Consider the following 15579-nt stretch of genomic DNA (forward strand, 5'->3'; position numbering starts at 1 on the left):
CAGCGAGGGTCGGCGGCAGCAGAATCTCAGAGCATGATCGCCGACCACTTTCCCCCGATGGGGGTACGCCTGACCACGCCTCGACTCACGTTGCGGATGCCGACCGACTCCGACCTCGCGGAGCTGGCCGAGGCCGCCGTCGCCGGTGTCCACGACCCGGCCACCATGCCGTTCATGTTCCCCTGGACCGACCAGCCCCCGAAACGGCTGGCCCAGGGCGTGGTCCAGCACAACTGGCGGTCCCTGGGGTCCTGGACGCCCGAGGCGTGGGCCTTCAAAGGGATCGTCGAATTCGAGGGCCGCGTGGTCGGCATCCAGGACATGCGGGGCAGGGACTTCGCCATCCGGCGCCAGGTGGGCACCGGTTCGTGGCTGACCCGGAGCGCTCAGGGCCGCGGGATCGGCACCGAGATGCGCGCCGCCGTCCTGCACTTGGCGTTCGAGGGGCTCGGTGCGCTGGACGCGATCACGGGCATGTTCGAGACGTCGTCGGCGTCCAAAGGGGTATCGCGAAAGCTGGGGTACCGGCCGGACGGCATCGACTACGTCCAGGTGCGGGGCGAACGGGTTCGGGAACTTCGCTACCGGCTGACCAGGGAGGACTGGGAGGAGCACCGAACGGTTCCGGTCGAGATCGAAGGTCTGGAAGCCGCGCTCCCGTACTTCGGTCTGGGCGACCTGCCCGACTGACTTCGTCTCCGAGTCTGGTGAAGGCGGTAGGGCGCGTGCTTTCCTTGACGGGTGCTCGCGCACGAGGCCGGACCGAACGGGGAGGCATGCGATGAACGACCACGTGCACGGAGGATTCGCTCCGGGGATGGCCTTCGGCATCCCGGCGGCCCCGTACGCGGTCACCCGCCCCGGACCCCGACAGCCCACCGCGCCGAACCACGCGCCGGGAAGCCCGACCGAACCGCTCTGGCCCCGGCGGGCCCACCCTGTGGCGCGGATGCCGATCCGGGGTCCCTTCCCAGCGGATCCCTACGCGGACGCCTTCCTCAACGGCAGACCCCACCCGTACGCCGCACCACGTTTCCCGTTCCCACCGAACCCGCGCCACCCGGGCCACTGGTAGGCCCTCCCGGGGCGGATGCGTGTCGGTTGGGCTTCATCCTCAGGTCGGTCCCTGGCCCAAATGGTCCATGAGTCCCTGGAAACGCCGCCATAGCTCCCGTGGTTCCCTTTCCCCAAGGGGGTACCAGAGGACCGAGGACCACAGCGGTCCGATCGTTTCGGCGGCGACGGGCGCCGCCATCGCCTTGGCCCGGCCCACCTGAGCGACCACCTCCGGCCCTAGAGCCAATCCCAACGGAGCGGAGGCGCCACCGAGCACCGGTCGATAGTGGGTGTCGGCGGCCCCGGGGACTCTGTGGGTGGTCAGGCTCTGGAAGGAGTCCGGGAGCTCGGCCAGAAGCTCGGGCAATGCCGTGTGGTCGGCGTTGCCGGCGACCAGGCTCAGGCTCTCCTTCACCCCTTCGACCACGCGGGACACGTTCAACGTGCCGGCGAACCCGGGCCCCGAGAAGACCACACGGGTGGGGTTCGGTGCCCGGCCACGGCACAGGTCGGTAAGCCGGCCGGGGTCCCAGGCCATCAGGGCGGGTTCGTTGGTGCCCCAAGCGGTAGGCGGTTCTCCGCACATGAGCTTGGTCGTATGCTCCACCATCTCGCCCAGACGCAGGTCGGCTTCGGCAGGGTGGATGAAGTGCAGGTCCAAGGCGAGTCCGGGGTCGCCTCGCTGTTCGGCCAGTGCGGGCGGGGCGCCATCCCGACGTGCCTGGAAACCGAGGTCGTCTTCCCAGGTCAGTGGCATCCCGGTGAGCCCGTCGTAGTGGCCGTTTCCGGGACCTTCGACCACCCAACGGCAGCCGGAAGCAGCCAGTACCTTGCGGAGTGAGTGCGTGATGTGAGCGGAGGCCGGGGTGAGTACCTGGAGGCCACGAGAGTCCCGGGCCCCAGCGGCGAGTGCGTCCGCGATCGCCGCGGAGAGACCGACCACCGGCGAGTCGACCGCAACGACTCGGGACTTTTCGGTCTCGACCAACGCGGACGGATGGTCGGCTTCGCCTGTGGGCAGATCCATCGCCCAGTTCCACCGCGGTTCGGTGGGCCACACCTGCCCGCCGTGATGTTCGACCAGGGTCGCCGCGAACCGGTGGGCCGCCTCCGCTGCCCGGGGGTTGTTCGCAGGCGCGCGAACCTCCACCCACCAGGCATTGTGGGTGAGGTGGTCGGCGGCCTCGTCACCGAGTAGTCGACGCACGTCCGTGGTGGCCTCTACCGCCTGTGGCATCTCCACGGACACGAAGGGACGACCCTCCTCGTCTCGCAGGCGTATCACCGAAGCCTTGCTCGCACCTCGGATGGTGAAGTCCGGGTGAGCATTTTTGAGGCCGCGGATCACCGAGCGCGCGTGGGGAAGTTCCTCGGTCAGGGCGACCACGTTGTACGTCACTGATGTTCTCCGAGTGCCGGGGCGGTCGGGTTACTCCTGCTCGGCTTCGCGGAGCTTTTCCTGGAGCCAGTCGGGGATGTGTTCGGGGTCTCTGGGGAATCGCTTGAGATCTTCGACGTAGAGCTCGGGGTCCGGGGCGAACTGGAACTTCGGTTGTTCGTCGTAGTTGAAATCAACGGTGAAGCTGCTCGGTCGGGTGATGGTGTACGTCATCGTGAACCAGGTGCCCTTGCCTTCCTGGTACATGCCATGGCGTAGTTTTTTGCAGAGTGCAAGGACAGAAACAGGGCAGTCGATCATCTCAGAATATCCTTCGGCATGCATTGCCGAAAGATTGTCGCTTACATATCCGGCTACCGCCTTGTTTTCATATATGAGTTGTTCTCCTTTGTCTGGCTGGAAGTCGAGGATTTCCCCTCCGATCTCTTTGAGGAATTCCTGTTGTTCGATGGGGTTGATGCCGCCGATAGGGTACCGGGCCATTTTTATCCTCTTTCTAAGGTGGTCCGCCTGGAAGGTTTTCGTACGCAAGACGCTCTTGTTTTGCTCCGTTGACCCACCATTCTACTACGACTTCGGAAGGTGGAGGGGGGATTTCCTTATTTGTTTTGGGATCCCTGACTGATTTCAGGGTCGGGTCTTGTGTGAGATGAACTTTGATCTTAACATCGGGCGGGTTGGGCCCTGATGCCAGAAGGGACTCCCAGGCCTTCATTTGCGCCTCGTAGTTCTTGCCGAGTCCTCTCTTTAGGGCTCCCTGGTCATTGGTGAGAAGCCCGTGCCATGTCCACTCGGCTCTCCGGAAGCTTCCTTGGATTCCAGGGAGAACCTTTCGTTCTTGGTTTACAATATCCAGCATTGGGGCCTGGTTCAAGCGTTCCCCGGGGCCGAGGAACTCGCTTGATCCAAAAATGTGACCGCCATTCCATTTTCCAATGTCCCAAAGCTCAATCTCGTGCGCTTCTGGAAGGCGTCCGTTGTCTACCTTGAACTTTTCTCTTAGTTGATCGTTCAGTACTTCGAAGTATCGTTTTCCCATTTGGTTTACTTTGGTTTGTTCATCTCCATTTCTTGCCTGTCTCCCAGGTTCCAGGTTCCCCTCCGCGTAGACGGTCCTGCCGTTGGAATCGGTTTTGAAGATGTACTCGCCGTTGCCGACCTTGACGCGGTAGGTGGCGTCCGGCCTTGGATTGAGGAATTCCGGGTGCTTTGAGTTCGATTGCGCGTCGGTTTTGATCTCGATGATCTTTCCGTTCGCGTCGGTGGTGTAGGTGTCTCCTGGCTTTCCAGCGGAATCGAGTAGAACGTACGTTTTATTCGGCTTCGGATCGAACGCATCGCCGAAGCGTTCCGTGGGGCCAGGGAACCCTGTTTCTCCCGGGTTGATCTCGGTGGGTTTCACCGGAGTATTCGGGGAGTTTCCTCGGGGGCCTAGATCGCCACTCGCCTGGTTGGAGCCTGCTCCCCCGTTGCCGCCACCTCGACCGTTGCCCCCGCCGCTGTGGGAACCGCCTCCGCCGTTACCGCCGCCCGAGGAGCTTTCCGTGGTGTTGCCTCTACCGGCAGTAGGGGTGTCGATGCCACCACCGCTTCCACCACTGCTTCCACCGGCGCTGTTGGTGAAGGTGGAGTTGCTCGACGCGGACGGACCATTGCCGGCTCCCACCAGCTCGGGCGTCCGATGCGCGTCGACGATCTCGTTGCCCTGGCGGCGGTTGATCTCCTCCAACAACATGTCGGGATCCTCCGCGTGGCGGCGGACGTAGTCCTCCAGATCACGCAGGCCGGTTTCGACCTCGGAGGCCGACACCCCTGAGTCGATCTCCTCGTCGTCGGACCGGGACCGGTCCGACGACGCACCGTCGGTGCCGTCCTGCGGCCTCGCGGGGGTGGGTGACCGATCGACGGGGGCGCTCGGCGAGGAGGAACCGCCGTCACCGATGCCGTCCAAGGCGTCGCGTGTCCTGATGAGATCTGCCAACCACGCTCCACCGGGGAGACTGCTCCAGAAACCACCACCTCCGCCTCCTCCAGAGCCTCCGCCGCTGGACAGGTTCAGGTGGGGGACCCCTGGGAGGTGGAAGTCGACGTCGTCGTGGAACCGGGGGATGTCCATCGTGCCGGCGTTGTTGGTGGCTCGCAGGCCGGTCCGCAGGCCCGCCAAGAGCAGGGGGACACCCACGGGGGCACCGACACCGGTCGCGGAGATAGCGATGCCGGCGACGATGAGCCCGATGTTGACGGCGGCCTGGGAGATCACGTATCCCTTGCGATCATCCCACTCGTCGGTGGGGACGATGCCCTGTCCGACCTCGCGGATGACGGGAAGGAAGTTGTCCGTCCACTCGCCGAAGCTGTCCACTCCCCATCGCTCGCCCTCGGGTTTGGTGGGGTCGTAGAAGCCGGTCAGGAGCGAGAGACCTTCGAGGTTCTCGTCCATGTAGCCGGTGAAGTTCGAACGCCCCTGCTCCCCGAAGACCGGCATGCCCCACTTGCCGTCGTGCCAGAGCCCGGTGGCGCCACCGACGTCCTGAGCCGCGCCGACGGCGATGTCGGCCACGCCGTCCCAGGAGTCCAAGGAGAAGCCCTTGGAGACGTTCTGGGCGGTCCCCCAGGGCATCTCCATGCCTTCGGGGATCTCACTGAAGCCGTAGGGGATCTCGTTGCCGCTGTAGCCGTCCCCTTCCATCTCGTCGTACCGGGTGAAGGTGGGACCGTCGAAGAGGGCGGTGATCTCGTTGGCGCACGCGATCTCCGCCTCTTCCCACTCCTGACGGGCTTTGGCGACCTCGCCGAGAAGGTCGTCGTGCTCCTGGACGAGGTCCTCGTCGTCTTTCCAGTCCTCGTCCTCGTTGATCCGGGCGCGCATGGCCGTGGCATCGCCGCGCAGACCGTGGAATTTGCTCTTGAACGTGCGGACCTCGTTGGCGAAATCGATCAGGGCGGAGCCCAGGCCGCCGGTGCCGGTCTCCACGGTGTCGCCGTCGGTGGCGACCCTGTCGACCGCGGAGAGCATGGTCTCGGACTCGGGTGCGACGTACGCGTCAGCGAGTCCGCCCCAGTCGGCGACGATGTCGTTTCCGTCCGTACCGATGTTCTTTCCGGCACGGCGAAGGTCCCTGGCGAACTCGTCCAAGGCGTCGGCGTCGATCTGCGGGATCAGGATCTGGGAGGGCTCGATGGCGCCGTCGCCGTAGCAGGCGCTCGCTTCCAGGTCGTCGAAGAAGGGGTCGTTGAGGGGCAAGGGGGATTCCCGGAGGTCAGATGTTGGGGGGAAGGTCGTCCTCGGTGATGGGGGCGTCCAGGTGCGCGGATTGGGCCTCCGCGGCCATTTCGTAGTCCCCGGTCACGTAGTGCTCGGTGGCCTCGGCGCAGCCCGAGAGAGCGCTCGACGTACGCCGCACCATCTGTCCACAGATGGGGGAGAAGTGCTCCATGAACATGCCGATGGCCGAGCTCACCGGCATGCTGTCGGCGCATTCGCTCGCGGCGCCCTGGACAGCCGTGTCCATGTCGAGGATGTTCCCCGACAGGCCTTCCGTGGCCTCACCGTCACCGAGGTGTCCCATCACGGTGGTGAGAACGGATCTGACGGTGTCGGTCTGGATACTCCACTCGGACACGTTTCCTCCTTAGGGCGTGTTCGGCGAATACTCGCCCTGGTGCGAAATGGCCTACCGCATCCGGTTCAGGAGGATGCTCGCGGACGGTGATCGGTTCGGGATCATGCGTGATCGGCGGGTCGGTCCTGGTCGAGGAGGGCGGTCTGGATGAGGCGGGTGGCACCGCCGCGGGGCATCCACTTGCCCCGGCCCGTGGGCAGGGGTGAGGCGTACACGCGTGGGAAGATCTGCCCCTCGCCGCGGTCGCCCGACATCAGCAGCGTGCTGCTGCCCACCTCCCGGACGGCCTGGAGCAGCGAGTCGTACATGCCACGGCTCGCGCCCGCGGCGCGGCGGGCGATCACGAAGTGCAGACCGATGTCGCGCCCGTTCGACACGTACGGCACGAACGGGCTCAGCGGTTTCTGGCCCGCGGTGGTCAGCACGTCGTAGTCGTCGGCGAGCACGACGACGCGCGGTCCTTCGAAGGCGCCCGGTTCGACCTCCTGGCCCTCCCCGTCCTGGGGGATCCGGTTCTCCATCTCCTTGGCCACACCGGTCGCCAGGCCGCCGCACACACGGGGGTTGGTCGCGTACCCGCCGACGTACTCCGGAGGGACGACGTCGCGCAGGTTGCGCCGGGGGTCCATGATCGCGAACACGACCTCCTTGGGCGTGTACCGTTCCACGAGCCCTTCGGCGATCATCCGCAGCAGGTTGGTCTTACCGCACTCGCTGTCGCCGATGACCAGCAGGTTCTGGTCCCGTTCGAACAGGTCCAGTCGCACGGGAGCCATGGCGCGCTCGTCCAGGCCGATCGGCAGGGTCTTGGGCTCGGCCTCCTTGTCCGGCAGGGACAGCACCGAAAGCCGGTGCGGTAGTACGCGGACCTCGGGGGCGCGGGTGCCCATCCACGCACGGTCGATCGCGCGCACGGCACGCTCCACCACGTCGCCCAGGTTCTCGGTGGAGGGAGCGCCGTCGAACCGGGGCAGAGCGGTCTGTGCGAACAGTTTCATGGGGGTCAGGGCACGGCCGTTGTCGCCCTCGCCGATGGTTTCGGCGAGTTTGCGGGCGATGGCCGAGTCGGTCGGGTTGTTGAGCCGAAGCTCCACCTTCTGACCGAAGTTCGACTGAGCGTTCATCCGTACGTCGTTCCAGCGGAGCATCGCCGAGACGATGTGGACGCCGTACCCGCCACCGCGCTGCAGCAGTTCGGTGACGATGCCCTCGACCTCCTCGAAGTCGCGGCGCAGGGTACCGAAGCCGTCCACGCACAGGACGATGTCGGCGGTGGCCAACTCGGGCACCTCACCGCGGGCGTGCATGGCGCGCAGCTGCTCCATCGAGTCGATGCCGCGCTCCCGGAACACCTCCTCCCGGTGTTCGAGCATCCCCCGCACCTCTTCGAGGGTTCGACGGACCCGTTCGGCGTCGGTGCGCACGGCGACGCCGCCCACGTGCGGAAGCCCGGAGAGGGACTGAAGGCCGCCGCCGAGCAGGTCCAGGCAGTACACGGACACCTGGTCGGGGGTGTGGGTGAGTGCCAACGACAGGACCAGGGTGCGCAGGAGGGTCGTCTTCCCGCTCTGTGGTCCACCGATGATGGCGACGTGGCCGCCCGAAGCGGTCAGGTCGAGGAGCCACTCACCCTGCCACTGCTTGGTGGCGTCGTCCAAGAGCCCGATCGGCACGTGCAGGGCGGGACGCTCACCGGGGATCCGCAGCCCGTGTTCGGTCTCCTCCGGAGCACCACAGATCGCGTCGATGGTGGTGGCCTTCGGCAGCGGAGGCAGCCAGATGGCCCGGGTGGGCTCGCCGTGCTGGCCGAGCTGTCCCACCATCACGTCCAACAGGGTCGGATCGGTCGTGCGGGAGGGCATCGAGGTTTCCTCCTCGGGGGTCGCCGTCTCCGCGACCTCTTCGGGGGAGGGGTTGTAGGCGGTGTACAGCCGGGGCGAGGGGGTGGCGTTCTCGTCCTCGGGCTCCTCCTCGATAACCGGTCCACGGTAGGCGCCGGACACGTAGCCGGCCTTGAAACGTTGGTAGACGGTGGTGTCGACCTTCAGGTAGCCGAACCCGGGCAGGGCGGGCAGGTGGAAGGCGTCCGGGGTGTTCAGGACCGTACGGCTCTCCTCCTCGGAGAAGGTGCGCAGGCCCAGGCGGTACGACAGGTAGGTGTCCAGACCGCGGAGCTTTCCGCCCTCGATGCGCTGGCTGGACAGAAGCAGGTGCACACCGATGCTGCGGCCGATCCGTCCGATGGACAGGAACAGTTCGATGAAGTCGGGGCGGGCGGTGAGGAGCTCGCCGAACTCGTCGATGATCACCAGCAGGTGCGGCATCGGGTCGAGCGAAGGGTCCTTCTCGCGCTTGTACGTGTAGTCCCCGATGTTGGGGACGTTGCCCGCGTCGCGCAGCATCTGCTGACGACGCTGCACCTCGCCGGAGAGGCTGGCGTGGACGCGTTCGATGAGGGCGGCGTCGTCCTCCAGGTTGGTGATCATCCCGGAGACGTGCGGCAGGTCCTCGAAGGGGGCGAAGGTGGCACCGCCCTTGTAGTCGACCAGCACCATGCTGACGCGTTCGGGCGGGTGGGACGCGGCCAGTGCCAGCACCAGCGTCCGCAACATCTCGCTCTTGCCCGACCCGGTGGCGCCCACGCACAGTCCGTGCGGCCCCATGCCCAGTTGGGCGGACTCCTTCAGGTCCAGGACGAGTGCCTGGCCCATTTCGTCCACACCGATCGGAACGCGCAGGAACGCGCGCTCGCTGCGAGGGGCCCACAGACGCTGGACGTCCATGTCACCGGGGTCGCGCACGCCCAACATGGCGGTGAAGTCGACGCGACCGCCCTCCTGCGCCGTCTCCTCGATCGACTCGGCGGACAGCCGTAGCGGGGAGAGCATGCGCGACAGCCCGGTCAGGGTGGCGGGGGAGACGTCGTCGAGGACGCCGGTCCGCACGACCGGGTCGGTGGGACGCAGGTCCTCGACCCTGATCTGGTCACCGGTGACGGTGATGCGCACGTTCACGTCGCCGGGCTCGTCGATCTGCCGGGAGACGAGGTGCAGCACGGTGACGCCGAGCGAGGTCGGGTCCACGGTGTGGTCGGGGCGGACGAGCTCGGTGGCCACCTCGCCGTGGGTGTCGTGGACGACGAGGAGGCGGCGCAGCATCTGGTAGGCCTCGCGGCGTCCCATGCCACGTCGCACCTCGGAGGCGAAGTCGCTTCGCGAGCGCAGTTCGTCGGCGAGCAGTGTGCCGAGGTCACGGGGGGAGCGGGCGATGAGGCGGGTGGCGACGCCCCGTTCACGCCGTTGGGGGTCGAGGACCTGGGGGAGCCACAGCAGCCACGACCAGTCGTCGGCGTGCTCCTCGGGGTAGGAGACGGCCAGACCGGCGTCCTCGGGGGCGTGGAACACGGCGAATTGAGCGACCATGGCCCGGACCAGGCGCATGATGTCCTCGCGTTCGCCCACGACGCTGACGTTGCCCGTCATGTCCAACGGCAGAGTGAACGGCATGTCCGGGATGGTCGCGAAGCGTTGGATGACGCCCTCGGCCTCGGACTGCATGAACGGGTCGGTGGGTGCCAGGGCGGTGCCCTGCTCGGCCAGATTCAGGGGGCGGCCGGAAGCCACACCGGTACCGACTCGTACCTTCAGGAAGTCGTGGTGGCGTCGGCGCCGCTCCCAGAGCCGCTTGGGGTCGCGGAGGACGTCGTAGAGGGCTTCCGGTGGAGGGTCGAGCAGGCGTGCGTGCGCCCGCGTCTCCTGTTCCCAGACGCTCAGCCTCTCCCGCAACTCCTCCAGGTACTGGAGGTAGAGCTCGCGCTGGTTGCGCCGTTGTCTGCCGACCTGGCCGCGCCTGGAGAACAGCATGAGCAGCGCTCCGAGGAGGGCCACGCACAGGACGACCGCGCCCAGGGCCATGAAGGCCGGGTTGCGCATGACCATCATGATCGTCAGGGAGGCCATCATGCCCACCATCGGAAGGATGGCCATGAGCGGGTTTCCCTGGGACTTGCCGTCGGGGAGGGTCGGCGGAGCCTCCACTTCCCGGGACTCCTCGGCGGGAGCCGGGTGGGTGGTGCGTGTCGGCCGGTGTACGACACGGAGGGCCATCGGCGTTCCTCTCGGCGCTGGGAGAAGTCATGAGATCGGGAAGGGGCGACAAAACCCTATCGAAGCGGGGTTTCAGTGTTTTTTCGTGTACTCGTACAGGTACCGGGACTTCGGATGACCAAGACCCACTCAAGGGGCTTAGGGTGACCTTCGTCACGATTTATGGTTCCGTTGAACATTTCGAACCGGATGGTGAATCGGTCGCTCCGTGTGTTCTGGCAGGTCATCGAAGTGATCGGTGGGTCCGGAGGGGTGTGAAGCGTGAACGGCGCCGTCGGTACTCCGTGGTGGAGTATGGGAACCGTAGGTCCGTTCGGCGCATCCCTGTAGGAAGTCGGGGTCGGCCGGCGCCCATCCTCGTGAAAAGGCAGGTGGAAAATGTCGGACAAGGAACTCGATTTCCATCAGGCGTCCTTCGCCAAGATGACGAGCAACACCAGTCAGTCGGGTGAGCAACTCAGTTCCCTGGTCAACAGACTCGTGAGCGCGGTGGACCCGCTGAAGGATAAATTCGAGGGTAGTGGCAGGAATTCTCTCGACGAGCTCCACCGTCGGGCGGAGTCGGTGTCCATCCTGGTCGGAGGCGATCTGAACAGCCTGAACGAAGGCCAGAACGAAATGATGAACGCCGTGATGCAGGGTGACGAGGAAATGGCGGACTCGACTCGATCCCAGATGAGCGCCGCGAATTTCGACGCCGGCAAGCTCCGGGCCTAGTTCATTCCTTGGGAGTAATGCTTAGATGAGCGATTACACGAAATACAGCAAGAACGCTTCGGGCGACGTCCAGGAAACGATCACGAGCATCACCACTGAGTTGGAAACACTCATCGATGATCACGAGATCGACGTCAACTCCGTCATGTCGGAGACCGTGATCGAGGGCGCGGACGTCACCTACCTGGAGAAGGACCAGCGTTGGGCCCTGGCCGCTCAAGAGGCCAGGGAGATCATCGCCATCATCCGCTCCGTGATGGAAGAGAACGACGGAATCGCCGACAGCGCCCTGACCAGGGCTCGGACCGCCGCAGAGAACATCTGACCCCGTTCCGGCAGGGGAACGAGGTCACCGAAGAGGAGCACCGATGGGCCGCGACTACGACAACCAGTTGCTCGAATCGGTCGCGGTCCGTCGGCAACGCCTGCGCGAGGCGGTGTTGTTCGGGGGCCAGCGGACCAAACGCCGTCTGGACGAAGGGGTCGGCAAGATCGTGATCAGCGCCTGCCTGGCCGCGGTCGCGTGCGCCGGGACGGTCGGCTGGTCCTTCGTCAGCAACACCCTCGGTAGTCAACGCCTGGAGCGTGAACAGGCCGAATCCGGTCCGGTGGAGAATGCCATCCCGGCGATCCCCGGCGAATGGGTGGGCGCCCAGGTCGACCTGGCCATGCTCCAGGACCAGCTGGATCGAGCCCGGGTTCCGGAGGACCTCTACGTCCTGCCCGGCGACCCCCGACCCGAGCCCGGCACCGTGGGCAGCTACTACCTCGTCACCGTGGACGACGAGTTCGGCGCACTGTCCGTGGTCGTCATGGACATCGACCAAGGGCGTCCCGGCTACCAGTTCGCCGACGAGGACGAGGCCGCTCGCTGGCTCTTCCAGGAGCTGGCGACCACCGAGGGTGATCCGGCCACGCTCAGCAGCGCCGACGAGGCCGCCGCCGTGGAGAACACGGAGGACATGGTGGAAGAGGTCCGGGACGGTCTGGACCAGCGCAACGCCGAGTCCTACCTGCACACGCTCGAACCGGGGGACACCCTCGACGCCTTCGGCCCGGAGAGCGGGCGCCACCTTTTCCCCGACGGAACCCCCTACACCGAGCGCGGTCTGCCCGACTATGTTCGGACGGACGCGGACGAGCAGGACCTTTACCACCGTTACCGGGTCGTCCACCCGTTCCGGGTGACGGCCACCACCGCTCCGGCGGAGGACGGCGACCCCGGCGGAGGCATCCGCTTCACTCTCGACACGGCGGGATTCTCCGAGGTGCCACCGGCACCGACCCTGCGCTGGCTGATCGGCCAGGGCTATGTCGAGCGTGTGGCGGTCGACAGTGTTCCCGAGTGACGAACCCGGACGAAGCCCGCGGCGCGACGCGCCGCCCGCACAGCAGAATGGAAGGCCATGACCGCTTGGAGCCGTGTGACGATCGTCGGTGAGGAGCGCCGGGTCGACGCGGTACTCCCGGCGGGAGAGCCCGTCGGTGTCCTCATGCCGGAGGTCCTGGAGCTGCTCGGGGACGAACCCCAGAACCCGGCCAGACTGCGCCACCTGGTGACCGCGTCCGGTGCCGTCCTCGCGGGTGAGAACACCCTGGAGGAACGTCGGATCGAGGACGGGTCCGTGCTCTGGTTGATCCAGGACGAGGCCCCCGTACCCGCTCCCGTGGTACACGAGGTGCCCGAGGCGGTATCGAAGGCGCTGGACGACCACACCGGTCGCTGGACCCCCGAAGCCGCCCGTTGGAGTGCCACCGTTTCGCTGGCCGCCTTGGCTTTGGGCACTGCCTGGCTCGTCCATGGACATCTGCCGGGAGGAACCGGTCTCGCGGGGATCGCCGCGATCGCGCTGGTGCTGGTGTTGGCCGGTGCCGCGATCGGACCGACCTGGCGGGAACCGTTGGGCACCGCGCTATCGATCAGCGGCACCGTGGTCGGTATCTTCGGGCTGTGGCCGGCCCGAGACCACTTCGACTGGCCGCTCTGGGCCCTGGGGGGCGGGACCGCCGCGCTGCTCTCCGGGCTCGTGTTGTTGCTGGGCCTGACCTCTGGTCTGGGCAGGGGCGGCCTGGCCGGCGGCGGTGTCGGCCTGGCCTTGGCCTCGGTGTGGACGCTGTCTCGCGCGCTGGGTCTGTCCACCGACCTCGTCGCGGTGCTGCTGGCCGTGGGCTGTGTGCTGGGACTGAGCCTGCTCCTGAGGGTCGCTCTCATGATCTCGGGGCTGACGGTCCTGGACGACCGCCGAAGCTCCGGCGAACCCGTCGCCAGGGCCGACGTGCTCACCTCCGTGGCCAGGGCGCACCGCAGCCTGGTCATCGCCACCGTGGCGGTGGCGATCGCCGTGGCCGTCGCGGGCCTCGGGCTCGTCACGAACCTCACCCCTTGGACGTCCGGGCTGTGCGTGGCGCTCGCGATCGTGGTGGCGAGCCGCTCCCGGTTGTTCCCGCTCATCGCGCAGAAGGTGACGCTCATCGCCGCGAGTCTCGTGGTGTCGGTCGCCTTCCTCGTGGAGTGGGCGGGCAGCGAGCCGTGGGCGATCTGGCCGGCCCTGGCCGCGGCTGTCGCGGTGGCGGCCATCCCGGTGGTCGTCCTGGCCACCGAGCAGCCCGAGCACGTGCGTGCGCGTCTGCGTGGTGTGGCCGGCCGGTTCGAGGTCATCGCCGTGATCGTCATGGTGCCGTTGGCGGTCGGTGCGTTCGGGACCTTCGAGCGACTGCTCACGACCTTCTGAAGGGGAGGAGACGATGGGCACCACCAAGACGGTGCACGGGGACCCCTGGCCACGCAGATTCGGCCGGGCGGTCGTGACCCCCTTTCTGCCGACGTCGGAGATCGCCGACGCCATCGAGATGCGCGGGCGCCTGCAGCGTTCCACGGCCACGGGTCGTCGGATCCTGGTGGACGACTTCGGGACCGGTGCGGACACCGCGGTCGTGGCCGCGCTGATCGCCCGGGTCCTGGCTCACCACCGCCGGGACCGGGTTCTGGCGGTGGACGCCACCGACCGACTTCCTCCGCTCGGTACCCGGTTGGACACCCACGCGGCGCACGCTCTGGGCGAGGGGGTGCAGACCGCGAGTTTCGAGCAGGCGAAGGAGAGCATCGGTGAGGCGGCGCCCGGCCTGTGGACGGTCCAAGCCGCTCAGAACAACGAGGACGCCTACGCGGCGGGCCTGCTCCCGCTCTTCCGGTTCTTCGGCGTGACGCTGGTGACCGGTGGTTCGGGAGGGGCGTTCGTGGACGCCGTCGCCGAGACCGCCCACTCTCGTGTCCGTGTGGTGCGGGCGACTCGGGACTCGGTTCGGATCGTGGGACGCAGGCTCGACCGTCTGCTCCGTGATGGCCGCCGGCACGAGGTGGAGAACAGCGTGATCGTGGTCTTCGACCAGGAGAGGGGTGAAGACCCGGGGTTCGACGCCGCGCGGATCACCCGCATCATCGCCGAGAGCGGGGCGGAGGCCGTTCGCCTGCGCTACGACCGGCACCTCGCACAAGGGCGCGCCGTGCAGATGCGTCGAGTCTCCGAGGCCACCCGCCGAACGGCGATCCACATGGCGGCGGAGGTCATGACCAAGGCCGTGGCGTCGGTACGGCCGCAGTACGAGGTAACGGAAGGGAGAGGTGGGCGGGCATGAGTCGGCGCGACGCGGAGGATCCGGTGGAGCCGAGGGACGGTTCGTCCCCTCGACCGGAGGCCTCGCATCAGGGACCCGACCCGGATCGGCGACCGCACTCGGGCGCGGACCGGTACCCCGGCGACCCGAACACGCGGCCTCCCGAGGGGCGACCCGGTCCTCCACAGCCGTTCAACGGCCCTCAGGCTCCCCACGGCTCCCAGCCTCCCCACGGCTCCCAGCCGCCCCATGGGCCCCAGGGCCCTTCCGGTTATCAGGGGCCGCAGGCTCTTCAGAATCCTTCCGGACCCCAGGCTCCTCCCGGTTATCAGGGGCCGCAGGTTCCCCGGAACCTTTCCGGTCCTCAGGTTCCTTCCGGGCATCAGGGGTCCCAGGTTCCTCGGAATCCTTCCGGCCCCCAGGTCCCCCCGGGAACCCAGGTTCCCCAGGGCCGTTCCGGACCCCAGATCCCTCCGGGACGCCAGGGTCCTCCCTGGCATCAGAGGCCCCAGGCTCCCCAGAATCCTTTTGGGTCCCAGACTCCCCACGGGTCCCATCCGCCCCATGGGCCTTCCGGACCTCAAGCTTCCCAGGGGCCCGGGAAAGCTCCCGAACACCAGTGGCCGGAGCCGCCGCCGACCGCTGGCGTGCCACCGCGGCAGCAGGGCGATGGGACACCGTCGAGGCGGTACACCTCTTCGTCCGGACCTCAGGTTCCACCGACCCCTTCCGGCCCTCAGCCACCCTGGCCCGGACCGCGCACCGTGCGAACGCCCTCGTCGGGCCAGGTACCTCCGAACCCTGGTTCGCAGGCCCCGCCCGGGCCGCCGCGCACACGGGCGAACGACTCGATCGCCGAGGCCTTCCTCTCCGGGATGCCGAGCACGCCCGCCCCGCCCGCGCCGGAACGTCCCCGGGAGGCGCCGGCTCCGCGGCCGGATGCGCCACGTCAGGTGACGCCGCCGAACGGTCCCATGCGCACCCCGCCACCGAACCCGCATCCGTGGCACGGACCCCGACCCGAGCCGACGCCCCCACCGAGCGCACCCCGGAACACCTGTCA

Annotated in this window: 13 protein-coding genes; 8 read left to right on the forward strand and 5 right to left on the reverse strand. The window is 67.2% G+C overall.

Annotated features, from left to right (window positions below):
• Positions 1 to 33 precede the first annotated feature (33 nt).
• Positions 34 to 690, forward strand: a complete 657-nt coding sequence (locus BQ8420_RS10220) for a GNAT family N-acetyltransferase (RefSeq protein ID WP_087097720.1) — start codon at positions 34 to 36, stop codon at positions 688 to 690.
• Positions 691 to 781: 91 nt separating this feature from the next.
• A complete protein-coding gene (locus BQ8420_RS32655; RefSeq protein WP_087097722.1) occupies positions 782 to 1075 on the forward strand; it encodes a hypothetical protein in 294 nt (97 codons plus the stop codon).
• Positions 1076 to 1114: 39 nt separating this feature from the next.
• Here the strand turns inward: BQ8420_RS32655 and BQ8420_RS10230 are convergent, their stop codons facing one another.
• The 5 genes from BQ8420_RS10230 to eccCa form a co-directional block, all read right to left on the reverse strand.
• Positions 1115 to 2455 carry a DUF6177 family protein gene (locus BQ8420_RS10230; protein ID WP_087097724.1) on the reverse strand — a complete coding sequence of 447 codons (1341 nt, stop codon included), beginning with the start codon at positions 2453 to 2455 and terminating at the stop codon, positions 1115 to 1117.
• 30 nt (positions 2456 to 2485) lie between these two features.
• Positions 2486 to 2986 carry a hypothetical protein gene (locus BQ8420_RS32660; protein ID WP_235006042.1) on the reverse strand — a complete coding sequence of 167 codons (501 nt, stop codon included), beginning with the start codon at positions 2984 to 2986 and terminating at the stop codon, positions 2486 to 2488.
• Positions 2952 to 5591 carry a hypothetical protein gene (locus tag BQ8420_RS10240; protein WP_143847183.1) on the reverse strand — a complete coding sequence of 880 codons (2640 nt, stop codon included), beginning with the start codon at positions 5589 to 5591 and terminating at the stop codon, positions 2952 to 2954. The genes BQ8420_RS32660 and BQ8420_RS10240 overlap by 35 nt, the downstream gene beginning before the upstream one ends.
• Before the next feature lie 124 nt (positions 5592 to 5715).
• Positions 5716 to 6078 (reverse strand): DUF6507 family protein, encoded by a 363-nt coding sequence (locus tag BQ8420_RS10245; RefSeq protein ID WP_087097730.1) that lies wholly within the window; start codon positions 6076 to 6078, stop codon positions 5716 to 5718.
• Positions 6079 to 6179: 101 nt separating this feature from the next.
• The gene (gene eccCa, locus BQ8420_RS10250; RefSeq protein ID WP_087097731.1) at positions 6180 to 10184 is read right to left on the reverse strand and encodes a type VII secretion protein EccCa; all 4005 of its coding nucleotides are present in this window, start codon (positions 10182 to 10184) and stop codon (positions 6180 to 6182) included.
• 378 nt (positions 10185 to 10562) lie between these two features.
• On the opposite strand from eccCa, the gene BQ8420_RS10255 reads away from it, so the two are divergent.
• The 6 genes from BQ8420_RS10255 to BQ8420_RS32665 all read left to right on the forward strand — a co-directional run.
• Positions 10563 to 10901, forward strand: a complete 339-nt coding sequence (locus BQ8420_RS10255; RefSeq protein ID WP_087097733.1) for a hypothetical protein — start codon at positions 10563 to 10565, stop codon at positions 10899 to 10901.
• A 25-nt stretch (positions 10902 to 10926) separates the two neighbouring features.
• Complete coding sequence (locus tag BQ8420_RS10260) at positions 10927 to 11226, forward strand: hypothetical protein (RefSeq protein ID WP_087097735.1); 300 nt, start codon at positions 10927 to 10929, stop codon at positions 11224 to 11226.
• A gap of 43 nt (positions 11227 to 11269) precedes the next feature.
• Positions 11270 to 12250, forward strand: a complete 981-nt coding sequence (locus tag BQ8420_RS10265; protein ID WP_087097737.1) for a TNT domain-containing protein — start codon at positions 11270 to 11272, stop codon at positions 12248 to 12250.
• A 57-nt stretch (positions 12251 to 12307) separates the two neighbouring features.
• A complete protein-coding gene (eccD, locus tag BQ8420_RS10270) occupies positions 12308 to 13633 on the forward strand; it encodes a type VII secretion integral membrane protein EccD (protein WP_087097739.1) in 1326 nt (441 codons plus the stop codon).
• A gap of 13 nt (positions 13634 to 13646) precedes the next feature.
• Entirely contained in the window at positions 13647 to 14537 is an 891-nt protein-coding gene (locus BQ8420_RS10275) for an ATPase (RefSeq protein WP_235006043.1), read from the forward strand.
• A gap of 598 nt (positions 14538 to 15135) precedes the next feature.
• On the forward strand, positions 15136 to 15579 hold a 444-nt coding region (locus BQ8420_RS32665), incomplete at its 3' end, for a hypothetical protein (protein ID WP_235006044.1).

Source organism: Nocardiopsis sp. JB363 (genome assembly GCF_900143625.1).
GTDB lineage: Bacteria > Actinomycetota > Actinomycetes > Streptosporangiales > Streptosporangiaceae > Nocardiopsis.

Excerpts from the sequence above, each read along its gene's own strand:
- BQ8420_RS10220 (WP_087097720.1), top strand. The coding sequence starts at position 34 with ATGATCGCCGACCACTTTCCCCCGATGGGGGTACGCCTGACCACGCCT.
- eccCa (WP_087097731.1), bottom strand. The coding sequence starts at position 10,184 with ATGGCCCTCCGTGTCGTACACCGGCCGACACGCACCACCCACCCGGCT.
- BQ8420_RS10260 (WP_087097735.1), top strand. The coding sequence starts at position 10,927 with ATGAGCGATTACACGAAATACAGCAAGAACGCTTCGGGCGACGTCCAG.
- BQ8420_RS10275 (WP_235006043.1), top strand. The coding sequence starts at position 13,647 with ATGGGCACCACCAAGACGGTGCACGGGGACCCCTGGCCACGCAGATTC.
- BQ8420_RS10265 (WP_087097737.1), top strand. The coding sequence starts at position 11,270 with ATGGGCCGCGACTACGACAACCAGTTGCTCGAATCGGTCGCGGTCCGT.
- BQ8420_RS10255 (WP_087097733.1), top strand. The coding sequence starts at position 10,563 with ATGTCGGACAAGGAACTCGATTTCCATCAGGCGTCCTTCGCCAAGATG.
- BQ8420_RS32655 (WP_087097722.1), top strand. The coding sequence starts at position 782 with ATGAACGACCACGTGCACGGAGGATTCGCTCCGGGGATGGCCTTCGGC.
- eccD (WP_087097739.1), top strand. The coding sequence starts at position 12,308 with ATGACCGCTTGGAGCCGTGTGACGATCGTCGGTGAGGAGCGCCGGGTC.